This is a genomic window from Psychrobacter sp. C 20.9 (assembly GCF_001921765.1).
GTDB classification, from domain to species: domain Bacteria; phylum Pseudomonadota; class Gammaproteobacteria; order Pseudomonadales; family Moraxellaceae; genus Psychrobacter; species Psychrobacter piscatorii_B.
In genome coordinates, this window is record NZ_MRYC01000001.1 from 70,746 (window position 1) to 89,436 (window position 18,691).

18 protein-coding genes are annotated in these 18,691 nt (G+C 45.7%); 9 read left to right on the top strand and 9 right to left on the bottom strand.

What is annotated here, in order from left to right; translation table 11 throughout:
* Nucleotides 1-14: 14 nt before the first annotated feature.
* Nucleotides 15-518, bottom strand: coding sequence for a cytochrome c5 family protein (locus tag BTW00_RS00295; RefSeq protein ID WP_075105721.1), 504 nt, complete (start codon nucleotides 516-518; stop codon nucleotides 15-17).
* Between the two features lie 89 nt (nucleotides 519-607).
* The gene (locus tag BTW00_RS00300) at nucleotides 608-973 is read right to left on the bottom strand and encodes a hypothetical protein (RefSeq protein WP_075105722.1); all 366 of its coding nucleotides are present in this window, start codon (nucleotides 971-973) and stop codon (nucleotides 608-610) included.
* Nucleotides 974-1,342: 369 nt separating this feature from the next.
* On the opposite strand from BTW00_RS00300, the gene rpsU reads away from it, so the two are divergent.
* Together rpsU and BTW00_RS00310 are read left to right on the top strand one after the other, a co-directional pair.
* A complete protein-coding gene (gene rpsU / locus BTW00_RS00305) occupies nucleotides 1,343-1,558 on the top strand; it encodes a 30S ribosomal protein S21 (RefSeq protein WP_010195908.1) in 216 nt (71 codons plus the stop codon).
* 206 nt (nucleotides 1,559-1,764) lie between these two features.
* Nucleotides 1,765-2,214, top strand: coding sequence for a GatB/YqeY domain-containing protein (locus tag BTW00_RS00310; RefSeq protein WP_058025631.1), 450 nt, complete (start codon nucleotides 1,765-1,767; stop codon nucleotides 2,212-2,214).
* Nucleotides 2,215-2,318: 104 nt separating this feature from the next.
* On the opposite strand, the gene BTW00_RS00315 is transcribed toward BTW00_RS00310, so the two are convergent.
* Nucleotides 2,319-4,013, bottom strand: a complete 1,695-nt coding sequence (locus BTW00_RS00315; protein ID WP_256713939.1) for a M48 family metalloprotease — start codon at nucleotides 4,011-4,013, stop codon at nucleotides 2,319-2,321.
* A 319-nt stretch (nucleotides 4,014-4,332) separates the two neighbouring features.
* Here BTW00_RS00315 and BTW00_RS00320 point away from each other — a divergent pair, with 319 nt between their 5' ends.
* From BTW00_RS00320 to thiS, 4 genes are all read left to right on the top strand, one after another.
* On the top strand, nucleotides 4,333-4,800 hold the full coding sequence (locus BTW00_RS00320; RefSeq protein ID WP_075105723.1) for a sulfurtransferase TusA family protein: 468 nt from the start codon (nucleotides 4,333-4,335) through the stop codon (nucleotides 4,798-4,800).
* 241 nt (nucleotides 4,801-5,041) lie between these two features.
* A complete protein-coding gene (gene rpoH, locus BTW00_RS00325) occupies nucleotides 5,042-5,905 on the top strand; it encodes an RNA polymerase sigma factor RpoH (protein ID WP_201601468.1) in 864 nt (287 codons plus the stop codon).
* Nucleotides 5,906-5,929: 24 nt separating this feature from the next.
* Nucleotides 5,930-6,304, top strand: a complete 375-nt coding sequence (locus BTW00_RS00330) for a DUF423 domain-containing protein (RefSeq protein ID WP_075105725.1) — start codon at nucleotides 5,930-5,932, stop codon at nucleotides 6,302-6,304.
* Between the two features lie 148 nt (nucleotides 6,305-6,452).
* Nucleotides 6,453-6,653 (top strand): sulfur carrier protein ThiS, encoded by a 201-nt coding sequence (thiS, locus tag BTW00_RS00335; protein WP_075105726.1) that lies wholly within the window; start codon nucleotides 6,453-6,455, stop codon nucleotides 6,651-6,653.
* Between the two features lie 228 nt (nucleotides 6,654-6,881).
* Here the strand turns inward: thiS and hpf are convergent, their stop codons facing one another.
* Nucleotides 6,882-7,262 (bottom strand): ribosome hibernation-promoting factor, HPF/YfiA family, encoded by a 381-nt coding sequence (gene hpf / locus BTW00_RS00340; protein ID WP_075105727.1) that lies wholly within the window; start codon nucleotides 7,260-7,262, stop codon nucleotides 6,882-6,884.
* Between the two features lie 359 nt (nucleotides 7,263-7,621).
* Complete coding sequence (gene rpoN, locus BTW00_RS00345) at nucleotides 7,622-9,268, bottom strand: RNA polymerase factor sigma-54 (RefSeq protein ID WP_075105728.1); 1,647 nt, start codon at nucleotides 9,266-9,268, stop codon at nucleotides 7,622-7,624.
* Between the two features lie 298 nt (nucleotides 9,269-9,566).
* On the opposite strand from rpoN, the gene BTW00_RS00350 reads away from it, so the two are divergent.
* A complete protein-coding gene (locus tag BTW00_RS00350; protein ID WP_075105729.1) occupies nucleotides 9,567-10,466 on the top strand; it encodes a nitrilase-related carbon-nitrogen hydrolase in 900 nt (299 codons plus the stop codon).
* 58 nt (nucleotides 10,467-10,524) lie between these two features.
* Here the strand turns inward: BTW00_RS00350 and BTW00_RS00355 are convergent, their stop codons facing one another.
* The 4 genes from BTW00_RS00355 to BTW00_RS00370 form a co-directional block, all read right to left on the bottom strand.
* On the bottom strand, nucleotides 10,525-11,550 hold the full coding sequence (locus BTW00_RS00355) for a tyrosine recombinase XerC (protein ID WP_075105730.1): 1,026 nt from the start codon (nucleotides 11,548-11,550) through the stop codon (nucleotides 10,525-10,527).
* A gap of 46 nt (nucleotides 11,551-11,596) precedes the next feature.
* The gene (gene dapF, locus BTW00_RS00360) at nucleotides 11,597-12,484 is read right to left on the bottom strand and encodes a diaminopimelate epimerase (protein ID WP_075105731.1); all 888 of its coding nucleotides are present in this window, start codon (nucleotides 12,482-12,484) and stop codon (nucleotides 11,597-11,599) included.
* A 213-nt stretch (nucleotides 12,485-12,697) separates the two neighbouring features.
* Nucleotides 12,698-14,074 (bottom strand): diaminopimelate decarboxylase, encoded by a 1,377-nt coding sequence (gene lysA / locus BTW00_RS00365; protein ID WP_075105732.1) that lies wholly within the window; start codon nucleotides 14,072-14,074, stop codon nucleotides 12,698-12,700.
* 46 nt (nucleotides 14,075-14,120) lie between these two features.
* Nucleotides 14,121-14,435 carry a lipoprotein gene (locus BTW00_RS00370; RefSeq protein WP_075105733.1) on the bottom strand — a complete coding sequence of 105 codons (315 nt, stop codon included), beginning with the start codon at nucleotides 14,433-14,435 and terminating at the stop codon, nucleotides 14,121-14,123.
* Nucleotides 14,436-15,157: 722 nt separating this feature from the next.
* Between BTW00_RS00370 and BTW00_RS00380 the strand changes: the two genes are divergently transcribed.
* Both BTW00_RS00380 and pta read left to right on the top strand, forming a co-directional pair.
* Entirely contained in the window at nucleotides 15,158-16,390 is a 1,233-nt protein-coding gene (locus tag BTW00_RS00380) for an acetate/propionate family kinase (RefSeq protein ID WP_075105735.1), read from the top strand.
* 134 nt (nucleotides 16,391-16,524) lie between these two features.
* Nucleotides 16,525-18,672 carry a phosphate acetyltransferase gene (gene pta, locus BTW00_RS00385; RefSeq protein WP_075105736.1) on the top strand — a complete coding sequence of 716 codons (2,148 nt, stop codon included), beginning with the start codon at nucleotides 16,525-16,527 and terminating at the stop codon, nucleotides 18,670-18,672.
* The last annotated feature ends 19 nt before the right edge of the window (nucleotides 18,673-18,691 follow it).

Genomic DNA, 18,691 nt, shown 5'->3' on the forward strand with positions numbered 1-18,691 from the left:
CTATATATACTATATCAGCTTACTGACGCGAGCATATAATCAACAGCGGCTTTGACTTGTGCCTCACTGACACCATTTACCGCTTGTGCTGGCATTTTATTAAAGCCCTTAGCAGAGTGCATATATAGTGTCTCTTTATCTTTGGTCAAACGAGTCGCCCAAGCGGCTGTGTCACCATATTTCGGTGCATTCAATAAACCCGCTGTATGGCAGACTTTACAGTTTGACTCGTAAAGTTTAGCACCAGCATCTGCAGCGAGCACTTCAGGCTCAGCGACAACAGCAGTCTTTTCTTCAACCACCATGTCGGTAGTCTCAGATTCAGCCATAGGCTCAGGCACCGTAGTTTCAGATTCTGTTGCAACTGTTTCTTCAACACTCGTAGCAGCAGGTTCGTTGGCTGCGCTGGACTCTTCCGTAGTCGCGTTATCACCACTACAAGCGCTCAATACTAATAACACACTCAGACTGATAACAGATAAGCTCAGTCTTCTTATATCCTGCTGTATATCGATCATGACCTTACCTTTATTTGATGCGTTTGTGGCCAAATTTTTTGTAGCAGTTCATAGACTCACAATATTATATTACGAGTCTAATTAAAAGCTTATTCAGCAGGTGTTGCCATATCGGCGCTGTCAGTGGCAGCAGGCGCAGCCGCGGTATCAGCACTCTCTGTGGCTGGGGTTGTCGCGTCTGCCATGCTTGTATCCGCCGTACCTGCTTCAGCAGTGGCATCAACTTCTGTCCCATCTGCAGCTGTTGCATCCGCCGCTGGCATCGGTGCCGTCTCTGGAAACTCCATGTCTTCTGCTTCAGGGGCGTTTGCGCGTGCCAGCTCAGCCGCTTCATCTACCATATCAATCGCCAATACTTCTTCGTGCTCTTCGCCGCCGCTACAAGCACTCACGCCCGCACCCAAAGCTACGATAAAAGCTGTGCTTAACACCGTGTTCAATACTGTTTTTTTCATTCCAACATCCTCAATAAAATACGCACAAAACGGTTCATAGACCCTACAATATGGGAAATATCATAGCATAAACTCCCACTAAACCGTTATAGACCGTAGGGATTTTTTATTAACACTAAACTTTGTGCTCTAACTCACCTAAAACCTGACAGCTCAGCCTCGATACATTTTAAACAAAGTATAAATAGACAATAAACCGTTAAAATCATTGACTTTGTTGGTATTTTTTATTAAAATACCTGCCCTTACGCTAATGCGTGAGAATTGTCCTAGTTTGAGCTGATGCCAGTAATCTTGAGATATTACGGCTAAATACTAATACACAGCCAAACTAATGCCCTTATATCTCATCCTAATCGAGGAGTCTTCATGCCTGCAGTTAAGGTTAAAGAAAACGAACCAGTTGATATCGCTATCCGTCGTTTCAAGCGCGCTTGTGAAAAAGCTGGCGTATTATCAGACGTACGTAAGCGTGAGTTTTATGAAAAACCAACGCAAGTACGTAAGCGCAAAAAAGCTGCTGCCGTAAAGCGTTATAAGAAGAAGTTACAACGCGAAACTATTCGTACTACTCGTATGTACTAATCAACAATCTGATTAGTTAAGTACAAGTGCTACACTAACGCCACTGTTATCCATCGATATCAGTGGCGTTTTTTATGCTACAATTTTCGTTGTTACTGCTGATGCAATTTTTTATCAAAGCCCGCTCTCAGCAGGTTTTACCCCAAAAAAACTTATTAAACAGTACCCAACAAATAGCATTTAACAAACGAATAAGGATAATAGCAGTGAGCCAACTTAAACAGACGTTATCAGACAACATCAAAACTTCTATGAAAGCTCGTGAGCTTGAGCGTGTCAAAATACTGCGCAACGTACAGTCAGTTGTCAAACAAATTGAGATCGATCGTCAGACAGAGCTTGATGACGCGCAAGTATTAGAAGTGCTACAAAAGCAGCTCAAACAACGTCAAGAGTCGCTCACTATTTTTACTGAAAATGGCCGTGATGATTTGGCGGCCAAAGAGCAGTTTGAGATTGATATTATCAATGAGTTTATGCCACAGCAAATGAATCAAGATGAAATCATGGCATTGGTCAACGCGGAAATCGCAGAGCAAGGTGCCACTTCTATGCGTGATATGGGCAGCGTGATGGGTGTACTGAAAAACAAGACCGCTGGTCGTGCTGATCCTGCGTTGATCTCTAAAATGGTTAAAGATGCGCTACAAGGCTAATTTTTCGTTTTGGGTAGCAAGCCGGCATATGAGCTGCTATTACTGAAAATGATGTCGTCAAGCGCACCCGTTGTTGTACGAAAAACTGACTATTTACAAACCGCCTAAGGCTCAAAGTCTTTGGCGGTTTTTATTGCTTTGATTTCTGCATTGATATTGGCTAGTAGCGGGCGCGCACTATTGCTTTGTGCTGTGGCTTGCAGGTTTTCCGTCAATTGCTTGGCCTGCGTCAGTGATGTCAACGCACTCTCATAGCGACCATTCCAGAGCTGATCGTAGCTGCGATAACGCAATGCGTTGATCGTTGCAATATTAGCCAGTTGTGGTGACGTTGCGGTTTTAGCGAGCTTTTCATTAGCAAGCTGCAAACTTTGCCATGCATAGCGATCGCTTGGTTGCTGCTCTGTGAGTGGTTTTAGCAGTACTTGTGCCCTTGATGGCTGATTGCTATTGGTCAGTGCTTCCGCCAAATACAGACGCAAGTCACGGCGCTCAGGATACAGACGCTGCTGACTCTCTAAAATATCTGCAGCTTGTTGCCATTTGCCTTGTTCACTTAAAAGCTGACTATGAGTAATCGACAGCAAAGGTTCTAGGCTTTGACGCTGCGTATTTGGGAGTTTATGTATCTCAGTCAATACCTCATTAGCCTCTTTGATACGCTGCTGTTCTCCATACCAGCTTACTAAGGCAAGTTTGGCACCCAGACTATTTTTAGCAGCGGTTGTGAGCGTCACTTCAGAAGCATGTTTGCCAGTAACTTGTACACGCCAATAGAGCAAATCAAACAAGGCTTGATGGCGCTGCTGCTGGCTCAATGACAGTGTGGGATACTGCCCAGCACGGCTCTGCGACTCACTCAGTCGCTCATCACTGAGCGGGTGCGAGCGCACAAAGCTTGGTAAAAAGCGATTTTCAACCTGATTGAGCTGGCTTTGTTGATTCATCGTGGCAAAAAACCGTGGCATTGCCCGAGGGTCATAGCCTGCCTGAGTCATGATTTGCATCCCTACTCGGTCGGCCTCGCGCTCGTTGTTACGGCTAAAAGCCATGCTGCTATTCATAGAAGCTGTCTGGCTACCCGCCATTACAGCCGCCGCCGCATCACCATCGACTGCTGATGCGGCAATCGCAGCCAACATACCGCCTACTTGCATCAGTAAGGCTTTTTTGCGCTCGTCTGCGCTGTGCTCATAGTGACGTTGACTGATGTGCGCGACTTCATGGGCGATGACACTTGCCAGCTCATCCATACTTTTGGCAGCCAATATCGTCCCTGTATTGATCCCGATGACTCCGCCAGGTGCCGCAAAAGCATTGATGCTGGGATTATCAAGAATAACTAAGCCAAGTGGTGCTTGCTGACGGGCTTGCGCATTCAATCGCCACGTCATGTCTTTTACCGTTTCTTGCACCCAAGGGTCGTGCTCCATTTTGACCCGACCATTGATGTTCTGTAATGACCACTCACCCAGCATTTTGTTTTGATACTGCTCAGCAAAGCTCAGTCCTTGCCCGCGCAAATTGGGTAGCTCTAACGATTGTGACTCTACTGTTTGCCATGAATGATTGGCAAATGGCATAGCTTGGCTATCATCACCATCCTTGCTATGAGCACTTGTAGCAATTACCAGCAGTGTCACTGACAGTCCGATTTTGATACTATTTGAAAAAGATAAAACCACAGAGTTGCGGCTATCTGTTTGCCCAAATAGTTTAGATAGCGAGCTTTCCGACAGCTTATTTAACGAATGGCTGGTGGCTTTAATAAGTCGTGGCGGTCTATTAGCGTGGTACAAATTCGTATCCTATCAGATTGTTGACGACGTCTTTTTGACTATACGAGCTTGTTTGTATAAGGTCAATTCTACTATGTGCTTAGCTACCAATCACTCAGCCACCCGTCACGATTGTGCAACATGACTGTGTGATTCTAATGAACCGAACATGGCGTTGATTATATTCAAATGCAATTATACATCGGCTATTTGGTATAATGGTTAAACACAATAATAGTAAGCTCATGGTTTCCGTAAATAGATTGACGATAATCAAAATAATTGTTTGAGCCTTTTTTGATAAAGAAACCGAAATATTGATACTTGTAAGGTTTGTATTATGTCCGCTGATAGCCAATTACCCATCAAACGTGCATCACACTCTATTTACTTATCAGCGAGCTTATCCGATCCAGAACAGCAAGAGATCAATCATCTGTTAGACTTGTTGCCAGTAGAGAATGGTGGCCCAGATGTTGGCACTGAGACGAAAATAGATGAAGAGCAACCTTTACTAAATATCAAGCGTTTCGTCGATGGTCGCGGGCTTGCATGCCCCATGCCACTGCTGAAAACCAAGGTTGCGTTACGCGATGTAGCCGCTGGTGACTCATTATATGTGGTCGCGACGGATCCCAACTCACAAGCTGATATCACAGCGTTTTGTCGTCAGAGTCAGCAAACACAAACGAGCGACTACTTAGCGTTAATCGTCAACGAAGTTACTGATTTGTCAGGCAATAGCACATCATTGCAGCGTTTCGCTACAATATATCACTTCATCATTACCAAAACTGATAGCAACTAAACGCTGCTGTCCTTTACAATTACAACTATAGAGATTTTTATCTGACTATTTGCTTAACTATTTAACCAAGGTCAAGAATATGGCTACTACTACTTCTGATGCTGCGAATGCGAATAAAAAAGACAGTACAGCTCCTATAAAAAACGATGCGCGCGATGCTGCACTAAAGGCAGCTGCACAGCGCCCACCTTATGACGCCAGTACGTTAGGCAATACCAGTACGCGTGATTTGGTGCCAGCAATGCCAACCCATTTGTCAGCGCCAGGGGTCAATTTGGGTGCGTACATCAATACCGTTCATCAAATCCCTATCTTGACTACTGTACAAGAGCAAGAACTTGCCCATCGCTATTATGATGAAGGTGATGTCGAAGCAGCACGTCTGCTGGTGATGTCACATCTGCGTTTTGTCATTCATATTGCACGTAGCTACTCAGGTTATGGACTGCCACAAGCTGATTTAATCCAAGAAGGTAATCTTGGATTGATGAAGGCGGTCAAACGTTTCGATCCCAATAAAGGTGTGCGCTTGGTGTCTTTTGCCGTACATTGGATCAAAGCTGAAATTCACGAATTTGTCATCCGTAACTGGCGTATCGTAAAAGTTGCGACCACCAAAGCACATCGCAAGTTATTCTTTAATTTACGTAGTTTAAAGAAAACCAACAATCAGCTCACGCTAGAAGAAGCAGACGCGATTGCCAAAGACTTGAATGTTACGCGCAAGCAAGTGCTCGAGATGGAGTCACGCCTGACTTCTTATGATGCCTCATTTGAAGCACAGTCAAGTGACGATGATGATGGTCGTTATGCACCGCAGCTGTTTTTGGAAGATGGCATCGATCCTGCTGAGCAGTTGGAAGAAGAAGACTGGGAAGAAAATAACTCGTCAGCGTTGATCGCGGCTATGGGAACATTGGACGATCGCTCACGTGATATCGTCGAGCAGCGCTGGCTTTCTGAGCAAAAATCCACTTTGCACGAGCTGGCAGCAGTTTACTCTATCTCGGCTGAGCGTGTCCGTCAGATCGAAAAAAACGCGATGGATAAAATTCGTGATGCCATGACCATTGATAGCGTGATCTTGCCAGATGACATTCAGTAGCTCTAAAAAAATACGAGTTTTGCCATGCTAAATTGGATCGGTATTGCCGCCATTAATATGGCTATTGCTGTCGCTTTGGGCGCATTTGGTGCTCATGGTTTAGAGAATATTGTCAGCGCACAACAGCTTGAATGGTGGCATACCGCGACGCTGTATTTGTTCATACATGCGCTGGGTCTATTAGTTGTGGGCTTACTGATACGCTTAAAATATACCACTCAAACTACGGCTTGGTTATTGCAAATCGGTATTATTATATTTGCTGGTAGTATGTATGCCATGACGCTTGGAGCACCGCGCTGGTTTGGCGCGATTACGCCCATTGGCGGGGTCCTTATGATTGCAGGTTGGTTATGGCTTGCTATCTCTACATTTCGATTTGAGAACTCAATGGATTAATCCATTCTACTCATACCTGCCGAAAGTTGATTGATATTATGAGTATAGATAAAAATAAGTCACCCATAATATTGAAAGCAGCTATATTGCGGTTGATACAAGAGGAAGGCTGATACAAGGAATCTCAAATTATTAAGGAGGATTTTATATGAGCACTATTAGTGTTAATGGTAAAAACTTACAAACCACCCATCAGACAGTGCAGTTGGTCATCAATGAACTTGGACTCAGTCAAGGACGCTATGCCGTCGAAGTAGATGGTGAGCTGATACCAAAGAGTGAGCTGGCTCAATTGCGTATTGAAGAAGGTATGAACATCGAAGTCGTACAGGCTGTGGGCGGAGGCTGATTTTTTATTTTTCAGTCTATTATTAGCTTTTATGAGTTATGAAGTCCTGATCGCAGTATTAAAGACGTACTAAAAAAGACCTCAACGTGTCAAACGTTCGAGGTCTTTTTTCTTTGGTAAATCACCAATGAATGAAATAGCTGTTTGTCGAATTTCTTATTTTTTAGCTTGTTCAGACGCTTTTGATGATCTGATTGCCCCCTTAATCAACGTGATTCAAACGTATCATTAAGCTGCTGGTACTGCTTCAGCAGGAGTGGTGTCTTGATAGCGCTCATCACGCCCAGCACCCTGAGTCTTTTTGCGCTCTTGACGGGTTTTGTACTTGCGTACTTGTCTATCAAGTTTGTCTGCCATCTCGTTAATGGCTTTATACATATCATCTTCTAATGCTTGGACAAACATTTCTTGACCTGAGACGCGCATAATTGCTTCAGCTTTATGGCTTTTTTTACCGCCATCATTTGCGCCACTATTGTCTAGCGATAATATCACTTTAATACTCTGTATCTGATCAAAGTGTCGCTCTACTTTTTCAAGCTTTTCACGAACTGCTGTGTCCATAGCTTCGGTAACACTGATATGGTGACCACTGATAGAAACATTCATATTATTGTCCTTGTATTTGTGACTTACATTCAACAGATGAAGTCGCATTCCTGCTCTTATCATCCTGCCTTACCAATAACTTATCTAATGCCTCTAGTAAGATTTCGACATATCCTTTTATCGTCTCCTTTATTCATTACAAGTAAATACTATAGATTGGCACTTAGATTTCGTTGTTGGTATGACTCTAATTTGTCATGAAAGAGAGATAGTAGCAAGACGTTAAATTGTAATTAAGTGTAACAATAGCTGTTGTTTCCATTATGTTTCTATATAATCAAAAAATTTTATTTTTTATATCTTGTCACAGAAATATCAATGATTACTCAAAATTGTTGCAGATGGCTGTATTTAAACGATTAATACTTCTGTTTGCGCTGAGTAGATGAGCCAATATTCATGGCTTCACGATATTTGGCAACTGTTCTTCTGGCAATATCGATACCGTCTGCCAATAATTCTTTTTGAATACGGCTATCCGATAGCGGTTTTTTGGGATCTTCATCAGCGATTAGTTTTTTAATCATGGCACTGATGGCCGTTGATGAGATATCGCCATCCGAACTGCTGACGTGAGAAGAAAAAAAGTGCTTTAGTGGAAATAGTCCTTGCGGTGTCAAAATCGTCTTACTGGTCGTGAGACGTGAAACGGTGGACTCGTGTAGATTTACTTCTTCTGCGATTGCCTTTAGAATAAGTGGTTGCATGGCCGTCGCACCGTGCTGCAAAAACTCCTGCTGATAACGCACAATACTGGTTGCTACTTTTAATAGGTTTTGGTTGCGCTCTTCGATACTGCGGATAAAGAGGCGCGCATCGGTGAGGTTTTCACGTAGATATTGGTTGTCCGGACTGTCATCACCGCGTTTGACTAAATTGGCATATTCTTGGTTTACTCGCAGCTTCGGCAAGGTGTCAGGATTGAGGCGTACATGCCAACCGTCTTCTAATGCCTCAGTATTGGCAGTGGCTTTACGACTCCTAATGGGTGTGACTAATACATCTGGAATGTCGTAACTGTCGGGCTGCTGGGTATAATCAGGCTGGTTGATCTGAAAGAGTAATCCGGGTGAAGGGTTTAAGGTGCGCAGTAAGTTAAGCGCAGGGGTGATGTTCTCAGGGGCAAGGCCTGTCCGTTCAGTAAGCGCTTTGATATTGTTACTCACCAAAAGCTCGCCGGCTGTTAGCAGCGCTTTTGCTTCTTTGAGATATGCAGTATTGGCGTCTAGCTTGGACAACTGAATCGCTAGGCACTCACTCAAATGACGTGCGCCAACGCCAATCGGATCGCAAGATTGGATCATACGCAATACGGCCATGACCTCGTCGTACTCAACGCGTTCATCCCACTGATAAAAGTTGGCCATGGTATCAAAGCTCTGTAGCAGCTCATCGATATCAATTCGTATGAATCCCATGTCATCCATAGAGTCCATCAAATACTCTGCAATCAATGTGTCCGCTTCTGATAGGCGCTTAAAGTTGAGCTGCCAACGTACGTGATCTTGGATAGTCGACGAAGTACCGCCCTGATAACTATCAAAATCCTCATCGCCTCTATTATTGCCTGCGCCTGTTGATGTCGAAGCGTAATTCTCTTTATCAAAGCTGCTAGCATCGAAGCTATCAGTGTCAAAACTGCTATCACTATCCATCGCTCCATCATCAATACGAGATTGCTGCAGTTTCTCCCAGCTGTCAGTGCTATCGTCACCATAGTCTGTATGGTTATCAGATCCTGCGCTAGATGCGTCACTGCTGCTTTGGTTCCAGCTATCAAGTGTTAATGACTCGCTTAGCTCATCTGCTCTATCGTCACGGTTATTCTCGTACTCGTCATCATCCTCTTCGATACGTTCAAGCAGCGGATTACTATCCAGTTTGGCTTGAACCTCTTGTGCGAGCTCAAGACTAGAGAGCTGCAGCAATTTAATGGCTTGCTGCATTTGCGGTGTCAGTTTTTGTGAAGTACTTAGCGTGCTCGCCAATCCGAACGACATACTCATGGGCGGCTTATTACACTCCAGTCTTGGTCATATTGTATTTATTTTGCCAATTAAGGCGATGATGTCACCTTAACAGGACATGACGATAGCATTTTTTATCACAATTTTGCTACGATAATTTATATCCTATCCAGATACGATTGGTATGTTTGTGATACAAATTTAGCATGTTTGCCTTAATAACCAACCGATAACTATGAATGGTTTGTTCAGCGTCATCAACATTTTATAATAAAAAACGTCATAAAAAATTGTCATGAGCAGCCATCAAGACTTACCCGTCACGGAGAATATTGTCATGACTGACACAACAATGCCCTCTCAATTTAGCACAGCTGCCATTCAAATGAACAGTCAGCAAGACATCGATAGCAATTTAGCGAATATAAAAGCGGCGATCATTGATGCCAAATCGCAAGGTGCTGAACTCGTTGTCGTACCTGAAAACTGCTGTAGCATGGGTCAGCAGTTTGCGACTGCAGAGCGTTTTGACGCGCTATCAGCGACGATGGCAGAGTATGCCCGCACTCATAATATATATCTACTGGCAGGCTCACTGCCTTGCCCTTATCGGCCTGATGGCATGGTCGTTCCTGATGGTCGGCTGCGCCAAGTTAGTCAATTGTTTGCGCCAGACGGGTCGCGAGTGGCACGATACGATAAAATTCATCTGTTCACCGCGACCGTGGCCGACAAGCAAGGCAGCTACAATGAAGCGGCGACGTTTGAGCCGGGCACGCAGACCGTGGTTGCGCCTCTTGAGTCCGGCGACGCTGTCTATCAGTTGGGTATGATGGTCTGTTTTGATTTGCGCTTTCCTGCTCTAGCGCAGCGCTTAAGTCAAGCAGGTGCTGATATATTAAGCGCACCGTCTGCTTTTACTTATCTGACTGGACAAGCGCATTGGTCGCTATTGTTACAGGCACGTGCTTTGGACAGTCAGTGCATGGTGATCGGGGCAGCACAGGGCGGCGATCATGCATATAAAAATGGCAATACTCGCCAGACGTGGGGACATACTACCATTACTGCTTTTGATGGCAGCGTTATTGCGAGCCATGATAGCAGTGAGCTAAATCTGTCTACGACATCTGACATAGATAAAGGATACGCCATCGTCATGGCATCATTAGACAAGCAAGCTCAAGTGCAAGGTCGACAGAAATTACCTATCTTTGATTGTCATCGTTTGGCATAACTTAAGAAGTAACATAGATTGCTTAAACCGTAGATTGCTTAAACCATAGATTACTTAATTAGGTAGGATTTTCATCATTTTGAGTGTGGGTGGCTCGTGGATGGGCGCGATCATAGACTTGTGTTAATTTGGCAAAATCAACGTGAGTATAAATTTGCGTGGTGCTAATATCACTATGCCCGAGCATCTCTTGTACGGCGCGCAAGTCACCACTGCCTGACAGCATATGTGATGCAAAACAATGACGCAGTAGATGTGGATACATGTTTTGGGCAATACCCGCGCGAGTAGCAGCAACTTTTAAGCGCTGTTGCACTGCCCGTGTTGATAATCTGGTGCCGAGCTTTTCACTGATGAACAATGCGCTATCCATCTGCTCTACCCATAGGTTACGATGTGGTAGGTAACGATTAATCGCTTCTGCAGCCTTTATCCCTAATGGCACTAGGCGTGTTTTATTCCCCTTACCCGTGACTCGTACCCGTAAGTCAGACAAATCTACATCTGCCATATCGAGTGCAACCAACTCGCCAACACGCAAGCCACTACTATAGAGCAATTCGAACATAGCCTTGTCACGCAACCATAAGCGCGCTTGCTCTGGCGTATCAGGAATCTCTTGATCGAGTAGCTGAGTCAGTAAATCGACATCAGCGATAGAAGGCAGCGGTCTAGGACTACGCTTCAGCTGATAGCCAGTGGTTGGGTTGATACGTGCTAGCGCTTCTTCAATCATCCAACCATAAAAATGCCGAATCGCAGACAACTCTTGCTGAACACTGGCAAGCGCTAGCTTGTCTTCATCAAGACGTTGACTGATATGCTGGGCCAGTTGCCGTTTATCACAGCGCGTCCACGTTAGACGCTTACCACGCAAAAATAACGCCAGTTGATTTAAACCAGCGAAATAAGCGGTCAGAGTATGCGGCGAATGGTTGCGCACAGACAGCGTATTGAGCCAACGATGCACAGGTGCGAGTAGCTCTCGCAATGCAGCGTCTGACTCTATAGTGGCGGCCAGCTCAGTAGATAGCCAAGGTGCTGAGCTCGCCGCCTGACTATCGTTATTTGTAGACATAACCATATTAGAACCATCCTTGGTATTTATACGATTGGCCTAACAACCGTTATCAGCCTTCAGCATTGGGTTTAAGACCCGCTTGTGCCATCAGTCCATCTGGACTAAATACACCTTCATAGACGAAAGCGGTCGGACCTGTCATCGTAACTGAATAACCTGGCTGCCATTTGATAATCATGCTGCCACCATATAGCTGCGCGCGCACTTCTTCGCCTTCATCGAGCCAGCCCTCTCTTATACCGACTGCAACTGCTGCACAGGCGCCCGTGCCGCAAGCTTGCGTCTCGCCCACGCCGCGCTCATACACACGCAGACGAATATGACGCTGGTTCATCACTTGCATAAAGCCCACGTTGACGCGATCTGGGAACGCTGGATGAGACTCAATGGCTTTGCCTAACGTCTCAACCTCAGCGTCCAGCACGTCATCAACTTTGATAACGGCATGTGGGTTGCCCATATTGGCGACATATAGCTGTACAGGTGTGCCATTGACATCGAGGTGATAAGTGTTTTGGATTTTGGTCGTGGCTCTTGGGCTAAAGGGAATCTCATTTGGCTCAAACTTGGGCTTACCCATATCAACCTCTACCCAACCAAACCGATCAGTGGTCAAAGAGATAATGCCGCTCGCCGTCTCAACCCGTAGACGCTGCTTAAATGACAGTTTACGTGCTTGCACAAAACGGGCAAAACAGCGCGCACCATTGCCGCATTGCTCCACCTCGGTGCCATCCGTGTTAAAAATACGGTAACTAAAATCAACATCGGGGCGCATCGGTGGCTCGACCACAAGCAGTTGATCAAAGCCAATACCTAGGTGGCGATCTCCCAATAACTCTACCAACTCCTTGGTCAAATCTAAGCGCTGGGTCACCAAATCGATAACCATAAAATCATTGCCCAGCCCATGCATTTTAGTAAATTCTATTAGCATATCTTTGATGTCCTATCCTATTTTTATGTATGGCTTATATTAGCACGCTGTCAGATACAATCATAATTATCACCGCTATCAAATACTAACTTATCGTTATACCTCAAACTCGATATACCCCATTCGAGTTTGCCATAAAAAACCCACCGTTATTATCTCGGTGGGTTTTATTTATTATGCAAAAACAGTGTCAGTGTTGGCAGGTTGGCGGCTTTATTTATCCTGCCACAGTATTTCGTCAGCATACAATGCTTCAACCGTTTCACGTTTGCGGATGAGCTGATGTTTATTGCCTGATACCATCACTTCGCTGGCACGCGGACGCGAGTTGTAATTACTACTCATAGTAAAGCCATAAGCCCCTGCGCCCGTCACTGCCAAGACAGCTCCTGCCTCTAATGACAGTAAGCGATCTTTTGCTAAAAAATCCCCTGTCTCACAAATCGCGCCAACAATGTCCCACGGCTTTGTACCATTTGTATCAATACCATCGCTCGGTAATGTACTTGGAATCACGGCCATTTCAGCTTGATATAAAGCAGGACGAATCAAGTCATTCATCGCAGCATCGACAATCGCAAAGTTCTTATGCTCAGTCGGCTTAAGTACATCGACTTGCGTCAATAGCACACCAGCATTGGCAACGATACTACGACCCGGCTCAAAGAATACGGTCAAACCAAGCTCGCTAAGCTTTGGTAATAAAGCCTCGGCAAACTCATCGATAGACACGGGCGTCTCATCAATATAACGCACGCCTAGACCACCACCCAAATCAATATGACGCAGCTCAATACTATTATCGCGCAGGCTATGTATCAGCTCAATGACTTTATCTAGTGCGGCGACAAACGGCGCGACTTCCGTCAACTGCGAGCCAATGTGACAATCAATACCAACGATATCAATATGCGATAAATCCGCCGCTTGCTGATAGACCGCTAAGGCGTCTTCGTGGGTAATACCAAACTTGTTGTCTTTAAGACCTGTTGAGATATACGGATGCGTCTTGGCATCGACATTTGGATTGACGCGTAATGAGATTGGCGCACGTTTATTCAGTGCTGCCGCTACCTCGTTGATCAAGGTCAGCTCACTAATCGACTCGACGTTAAAACAGCCAATACCTTGGGTCAGTGCGTATTCGATATCGCCGTAAGTTTTGCCAACACCTGAGAAGACAACGCGCGCTGCCGCTCCGCCTGCAGCCAGTACGCGCATCAGCTCACCACGAGAGACGATATCAAACCCAGCGCCTGCCTGCGCAAGCACTCCAAGCACCGCAAGATTCGAGTTTGCTTTTACCGCGTAGCATACCTGATGGTCGAGACTGGCAAAGCTATCGGTATAGGCTTGATAAACATCCAGTATCGCCTGCTTTGAGTAGACATAGCATGGCGTACCATATTGTTTTGCCAACTCATCAACACTAACCTGCTCCATATATAGCGCGTCGTCGCCATAGCTTAGCGCGGGCAGATGAGCGCTCAACGCTTTAGGATCAACATATAGACCGTGCTCAGTTTGGATAGTGACAGATTTGCCAGTAGCAACATCGGTTACGTCAGCAGGTAGTTCAGAATGACTCATATAAACATCTCTAATATAATCAGGGTATCAAGGGTAAGAATAAACATTAATAATCGTTAGGATCTGTACTCGGCTCGGGCAGTATTTGCTGCTCATCTAAATAGTCATTTTTTTGATAGGTATCATCATCAATACCAGCAAAAGCGGCATCTTGTGGTTTACTTGTACTACTCAGTACAGACGAGCTACCCTCTACCGTTTGGCTACTGGACTCTGGTAAGTACAAAGCGCCTTTTTGTCCGCAACCTGACAACCCTACCATCATCGCACTGCCAATCACTAAAGTAATAATGGCACGGCGACTGGCAAGTCTCCATAAGGCGATATGCCCAGTTTCTGATGAGCGAAGTATAGTAGACATAGAGTGGATCACCTGTGAGCGTGTAGCGGTGTAAGTGCGATTAAAAATCGTAATAAATAAAGAGCGAAAAAGGCAGCCCAAAAATGGCCAATATCAAAGTTTCAATCATAGCATTATGACACAAAGCTGTACGCATACTGAACAGCATTGGCCAATAAATTTGGCTCATAGTGGGGATTAGTTTGATGCTTTCATCATAATTTACTGACGGTATCGCTTTATAATTTGCGCATAAAAACATGTCTGATAGGTATTTAGACAATATTTCTTACAATTTTTGATATTCATAAGGCAGCTCTATAACAGCCAATAATCAATAGCTAAAGTACCTAGGAGCCACTAGCTATAACAGATGTATCAATATTTTTAACGCTTGATAGACACCAATTTTAAACCTTACCGTTATCGCGGTATAGCTACAAAAATATGTTACATTATACCGCGGCCTTACGGCTATGATGAGGCGCAGGCCTGCGATTCGGCGGTACTGCTATATAGTAATAAGATACAACCATCAGCCTCAGTATGACTAAGCTCGGCCATATATTTGTTTGATAGATCAGCATGGATATGGCTAATTTTGTGTTAAACACGATCAATCTATCATCAACTTAATATGAACATGATGCGATATCAGTGTCACTTTTATCATAGTAATCTGACGATATGATGATTTTCTACCTATAAAAACCCACCTATAAAAACCAATCTAAGGATAGAGTATGAGCGCCAGCCTAACGACCACTTTTGATGATAAGAACTCTGAAACATCAACCCTGACCAGCCCAACTTTGGTTTTAAACTGCGGCTCGTCTTCCATCAAATACGCGTTGATTAGCGATGACAACTCTACTCGTATCACCGGTCTTGCCGAAAACTTAGGTCTCGATACGGCTCGTATCAAGCACACGACCTTAAACGGTGAAAAACTTGAAATCTCTATCCCTGGTGGTCGCCATAAGCTGGCACTACAAAAAATCCTTGAGCTACTAGAGCAGTATCATTTCATCGCCGTCGGTCATCGTGTGGTACATGGTGGTCGCGAATATTCTAAGGCCGTTCGCGTTGATGAGCATGCGTTAGAAGAAGTAAAGCGCCTCAAGATACTAGCTCCGCTACACAACCCTGCAAATGCGCTGGGTATCGAAGCGGTTCAGGCGATCTATCCTGATATGCCGCAAGTGGTGGTGTTTGACACTGCCTTTCACCAAACCATGCCACCCGTTGCTTTTCGCTATGCGCTACCAAAGTATCTGTACGAAGAGCATAAAATCCGTCGCTATGGTTTTCATGGGACATCTCACGCCTATGTCTCAGAGCGTGCCAGCCAAATCACTGAGGCAAAAGGCCCGCATGGTTGGTTGACCGCGCATTTGGGTAATGGTTGCTCAATCGCGGCGGTATATGATGGCAAGAGTCTCGATACCAGCATGGGACTGACCCCACTTGAGGGGCTGATGATGGGTACGCGCAGTGGTGATGTGGATCCTAGCTTGCACATGCATCTGAAGCGTCAGCTCGATATGAGCTTAGAAGAGACCGACAAAATGCTCAATAATGACAGCGGTCTACTCGGCATCTCAGGACTGTCTAACGACTTGCGTACCATCGAGCAAGCAGCCAGTGAAGGTCACGAAGATGCCAAGCTCGCTATCGAGATGTTCTGCTATCGTGCTGGTAAATATCTGGCCAGCCTTAGCTGTGCGCTACCAGAGTTTACCGGTATTGTCTTTACTGGCGGTATCGGTGAGAACTCCGACATTACACGTACCAAAATCCTGGCAGTGATGCGTCATTTCGGTATCAAAATAGATGCTGACAAAAATGCCAGTTTGGTTCGTGGTAAAGAAGGCAGCTTCCACGCAGATGACAGCAGTATCGAGTTATGGGTCGTCCCAACTGATGAAGAGTGCCGTATTGCTCAAGAGACTCGTCAGGCATTGAATTTAATATAAGCGTGAGCGTGTTTGATAAGCCATATCTATATAATTAACATTTGCTATAAGGCTATGGCGTACATACTCAGCACATTGCTCATTCTGCCAAGGATGAATTGAACTTAATAATAAAATAAACCGTAGGATACACTATGCAGACCATTTTACTTGTTCCCATTAGCCGCGGTATCGGTGTGACATCAGCCGCGCTTGGACTGATTCGCGCCTTTGATTATAACGGTATCAAAGCGGGCTTTATGAAGCCGTTTTTGCAAGACGATACCCTAGATAAGCAGCATAGCTTAGACAGCTCAAGCGCATTGACCATGCATGCCTTTGGTCTAAAGCCGCCCAAATCGATCAGCCGTCAGCACGTCGAGCGGATGTTGGGCGATGGCAACCTTGATGATTTGATGGAAGAAGTGATTGCCAATTATCACACAATAGATGATGGCCCTGACGTCATCATCTGTGAAGGTCTGGTGCCGACCACTGAGACCTCTTACGCCTCACAAATCAACCGCGCCCTCGCCCATGCTTTAGATGCCAAGATTATATTTGTTGGTGCCGCTGATATCGGTCAACCAGCGGCGTTGGCGGACAAGCTTGATGTGCATGCGCGCGAGTTCGGCGGTGTCATGGATGCACGTACGCTTGGCGTGATATTGATGCGGGTACAAGACGTGCCTAATACCTTTGAAAATCAACCAGTCGCTCCGGGTGAGGCGGTCGTCAGCTTAGATCCAACCTTTTTGCAAGAAGTGCAGCGTCTATCGCCTTCGTTCAATACCGACGCGTTTCGCCTCATCGGCGTGGTGCCCTTTAGCGATTCGTTGTCTGTACCGCGCACTTGGGACATTGCCACCGAGCTTGATGCCACTTGGCTTAACGTTGGTGAAGCAAAAACACGTCGTATCAATCGCATCAGTCTAACGGCGCGCTCAGTCGCTCGTGTCAATCAAGTGTTCAAACGTGGTACGTTGATGGTGGTCCCTGGTGACCGCGATGACTTGCTATTGGCCGCAGGATTGGCCTGTATCAATGGTATTCCGCTGGCAGGATTGGTCTTGACAGGTGGTATCCTACCAAGCGAGACCGTAACGGAGCTGTGGCAGTCGGCGCTCAAAACGGGCATCCCTATCATGAGCGTCGAGAGTGACAGCTATCAAACGGTACAGAGCCTTGTCCATATGAGCTCAGAGATTCCAAGTGATGACACCGATCGCGCTGAAGAAGTAGCGCGTTATGTCGCTGCCCATTTGGATTTGAGCTGGATTAAAGAATACTTTAGCCGTAATCATGAACCGCGCTTGTCCCCATCGGCGTTTCGCCATCAGTTGGTCAAAAAATCACAGCACGCTAAAAAACGTATCGTATTGCCAGAAGGTTCTGAACCACGTACCGTCGAAGCGGCCTGTATCTGTCAGAGCCGCGGTATCGCCGACTGCGTACTGCTAGCTAAGCGTAGCGATGTCGAGCAAGTCGCCAAAAATCGCGATTTGACGTTGCCAGAAGGTCTAGAAATCATCGACCCTGACACCCTTGATATGAGCAAATATATCGCTGCTGTCGTTGAGCGCCGTAAAGGCAAGACTGGCGCAGACGTCGCCGCTGAATATCTAAAAGATACGGTGTATCTTGGCACCATCATGCTACACCTAGATGAGGTCGACGGTCTGGTTTCAGGTGCGATTCATACCACTGCCAATACCGTACGCCCAGCGTTTCAATTAATCAAAACCGCGCCGCAGTACTCGCTCGTATCGTCCGTGTTCTTTATGCTGTTGCCTGAGCAAGTGGTTGTCTATGGTGACTGTGCGATCAATCCTGATCCGAATGCTGAAGAGTTGGCAGAAATTGCCATTCAATCGGCACAGTCTGCTGCTGCCTTTGGTATCGATCCAAAAGTCGCGATGATCAGCTATTCTACGGGCTCATCAGGCGCAGGCGCGGATGTCGAAAAAGTCGCTCGTGCCACCCAAATCGTCCGTGAGCGTGCGCCGAACCTCAAAGTCGACGGCCCACTACAATATGATGCCGCCTCGGTCATGAGTGTGGGTAAACAAAAAGCGCCTGACTCTCCTGTCGCAGGTCAAGCCAACGTCTTTATTTTCCCTGATCTCAATACTGGTAACACCACGTATAAAGCGGTGCAGCGTAGCGCCAATGTCATCAGCGTTGGACCGATGCTGCAAGGTTTGAATAAGCCAGTCAATGACTTATCGCGTGGCGCACTCGTTGATGATATCGTCTATACCATCGCGCTAACTGCTATCCAAGCGTATAGCGATTTGATTTAATCGCTATACGATTTGCCAA

Coding starts and splice junctions, on each gene's coding strand:
- rpsU (WP_010195908.1), top strand. CDS start 1,343: ATGCCTGCAGTTAAGGTTAAAGAAAACGAACCAGTTGATATCGCTATC.
- dapF (WP_075105731.1), bottom strand. CDS start 12,484: ATGCTAATAGAATTTACTAAAATGCATGGGCTGGGCAATGATTTTATG.
- rpoN (WP_075105728.1), bottom strand. CDS start 9,268: ATGAGTATGTCGTTCGGATTGGCGAGCACGCTAAGTACTTCACAAAAA.
- BTW00_RS00300 (WP_075105722.1), bottom strand. CDS start 973: ATGAAAAAAACAGTATTGAACACGGTGTTAAGCACAGCTTTTATCGTA.
- BTW00_RS00320 (WP_075105723.1), top strand. CDS start 4,333: ATGTCCGCTGATAGCCAATTACCCATCAAACGTGCATCACACTCTATT.
- thiS (WP_075105726.1), top strand. CDS start 6,453: ATGAGCACTATTAGTGTTAATGGTAAAAACTTACAAACCACCCATCAG.
- lysA (WP_075105732.1), bottom strand. CDS start 14,074: ATGAGTCATTCTGAACTACCTGCTGACGTAACCGATGTTGCTACTGGC.
- rpoH (WP_201601468.1), top strand. CDS start 5,042: ATGCCAACCCATTTGTCAGCGCCAGGGGTCAATTTGGGTGCGTACATC.
- BTW00_RS00355 (WP_075105730.1), bottom strand. CDS start 11,550: ATGGTTATGTCTACAAATAACGATAGTCAGGCGGCGAGCTCAGCACCT.
- BTW00_RS00330 (WP_075105725.1), top strand. CDS start 5,930: ATGCTAAATTGGATCGGTATTGCCGCCATTAATATGGCTATTGCTGTC.
- hpf (WP_075105727.1), bottom strand. CDS start 7,262: ATGAATGTTTCTATCAGTGGTCACCATATCAGTGTTACCGAAGCTATG.
- pta (WP_075105736.1), top strand. CDS start 16,525: ATGCAGACCATTTTACTTGTTCCCATTAGCCGCGGTATCGGTGTGACA.
- BTW00_RS00370 (WP_075105733.1), bottom strand. CDS start 14,435: ATGTCTACTATACTTCGCTCATCAGAAACTGGGCATATCGCCTTATGG.
- BTW00_RS00380 (WP_075105735.1), top strand. CDS start 15,158: ATGAGCGCCAGCCTAACGACCACTTTTGATGATAAGAACTCTGAAACA.
- BTW00_RS00295 (WP_075105721.1), bottom strand. CDS start 518: ATGATCGATATACAGCAGGATATAAGAAGACTGAGCTTATCTGTTATC.
- BTW00_RS00350 (WP_075105729.1), top strand. CDS start 9,567: ATGACTGACACAACAATGCCCTCTCAATTTAGCACAGCTGCCATTCAA.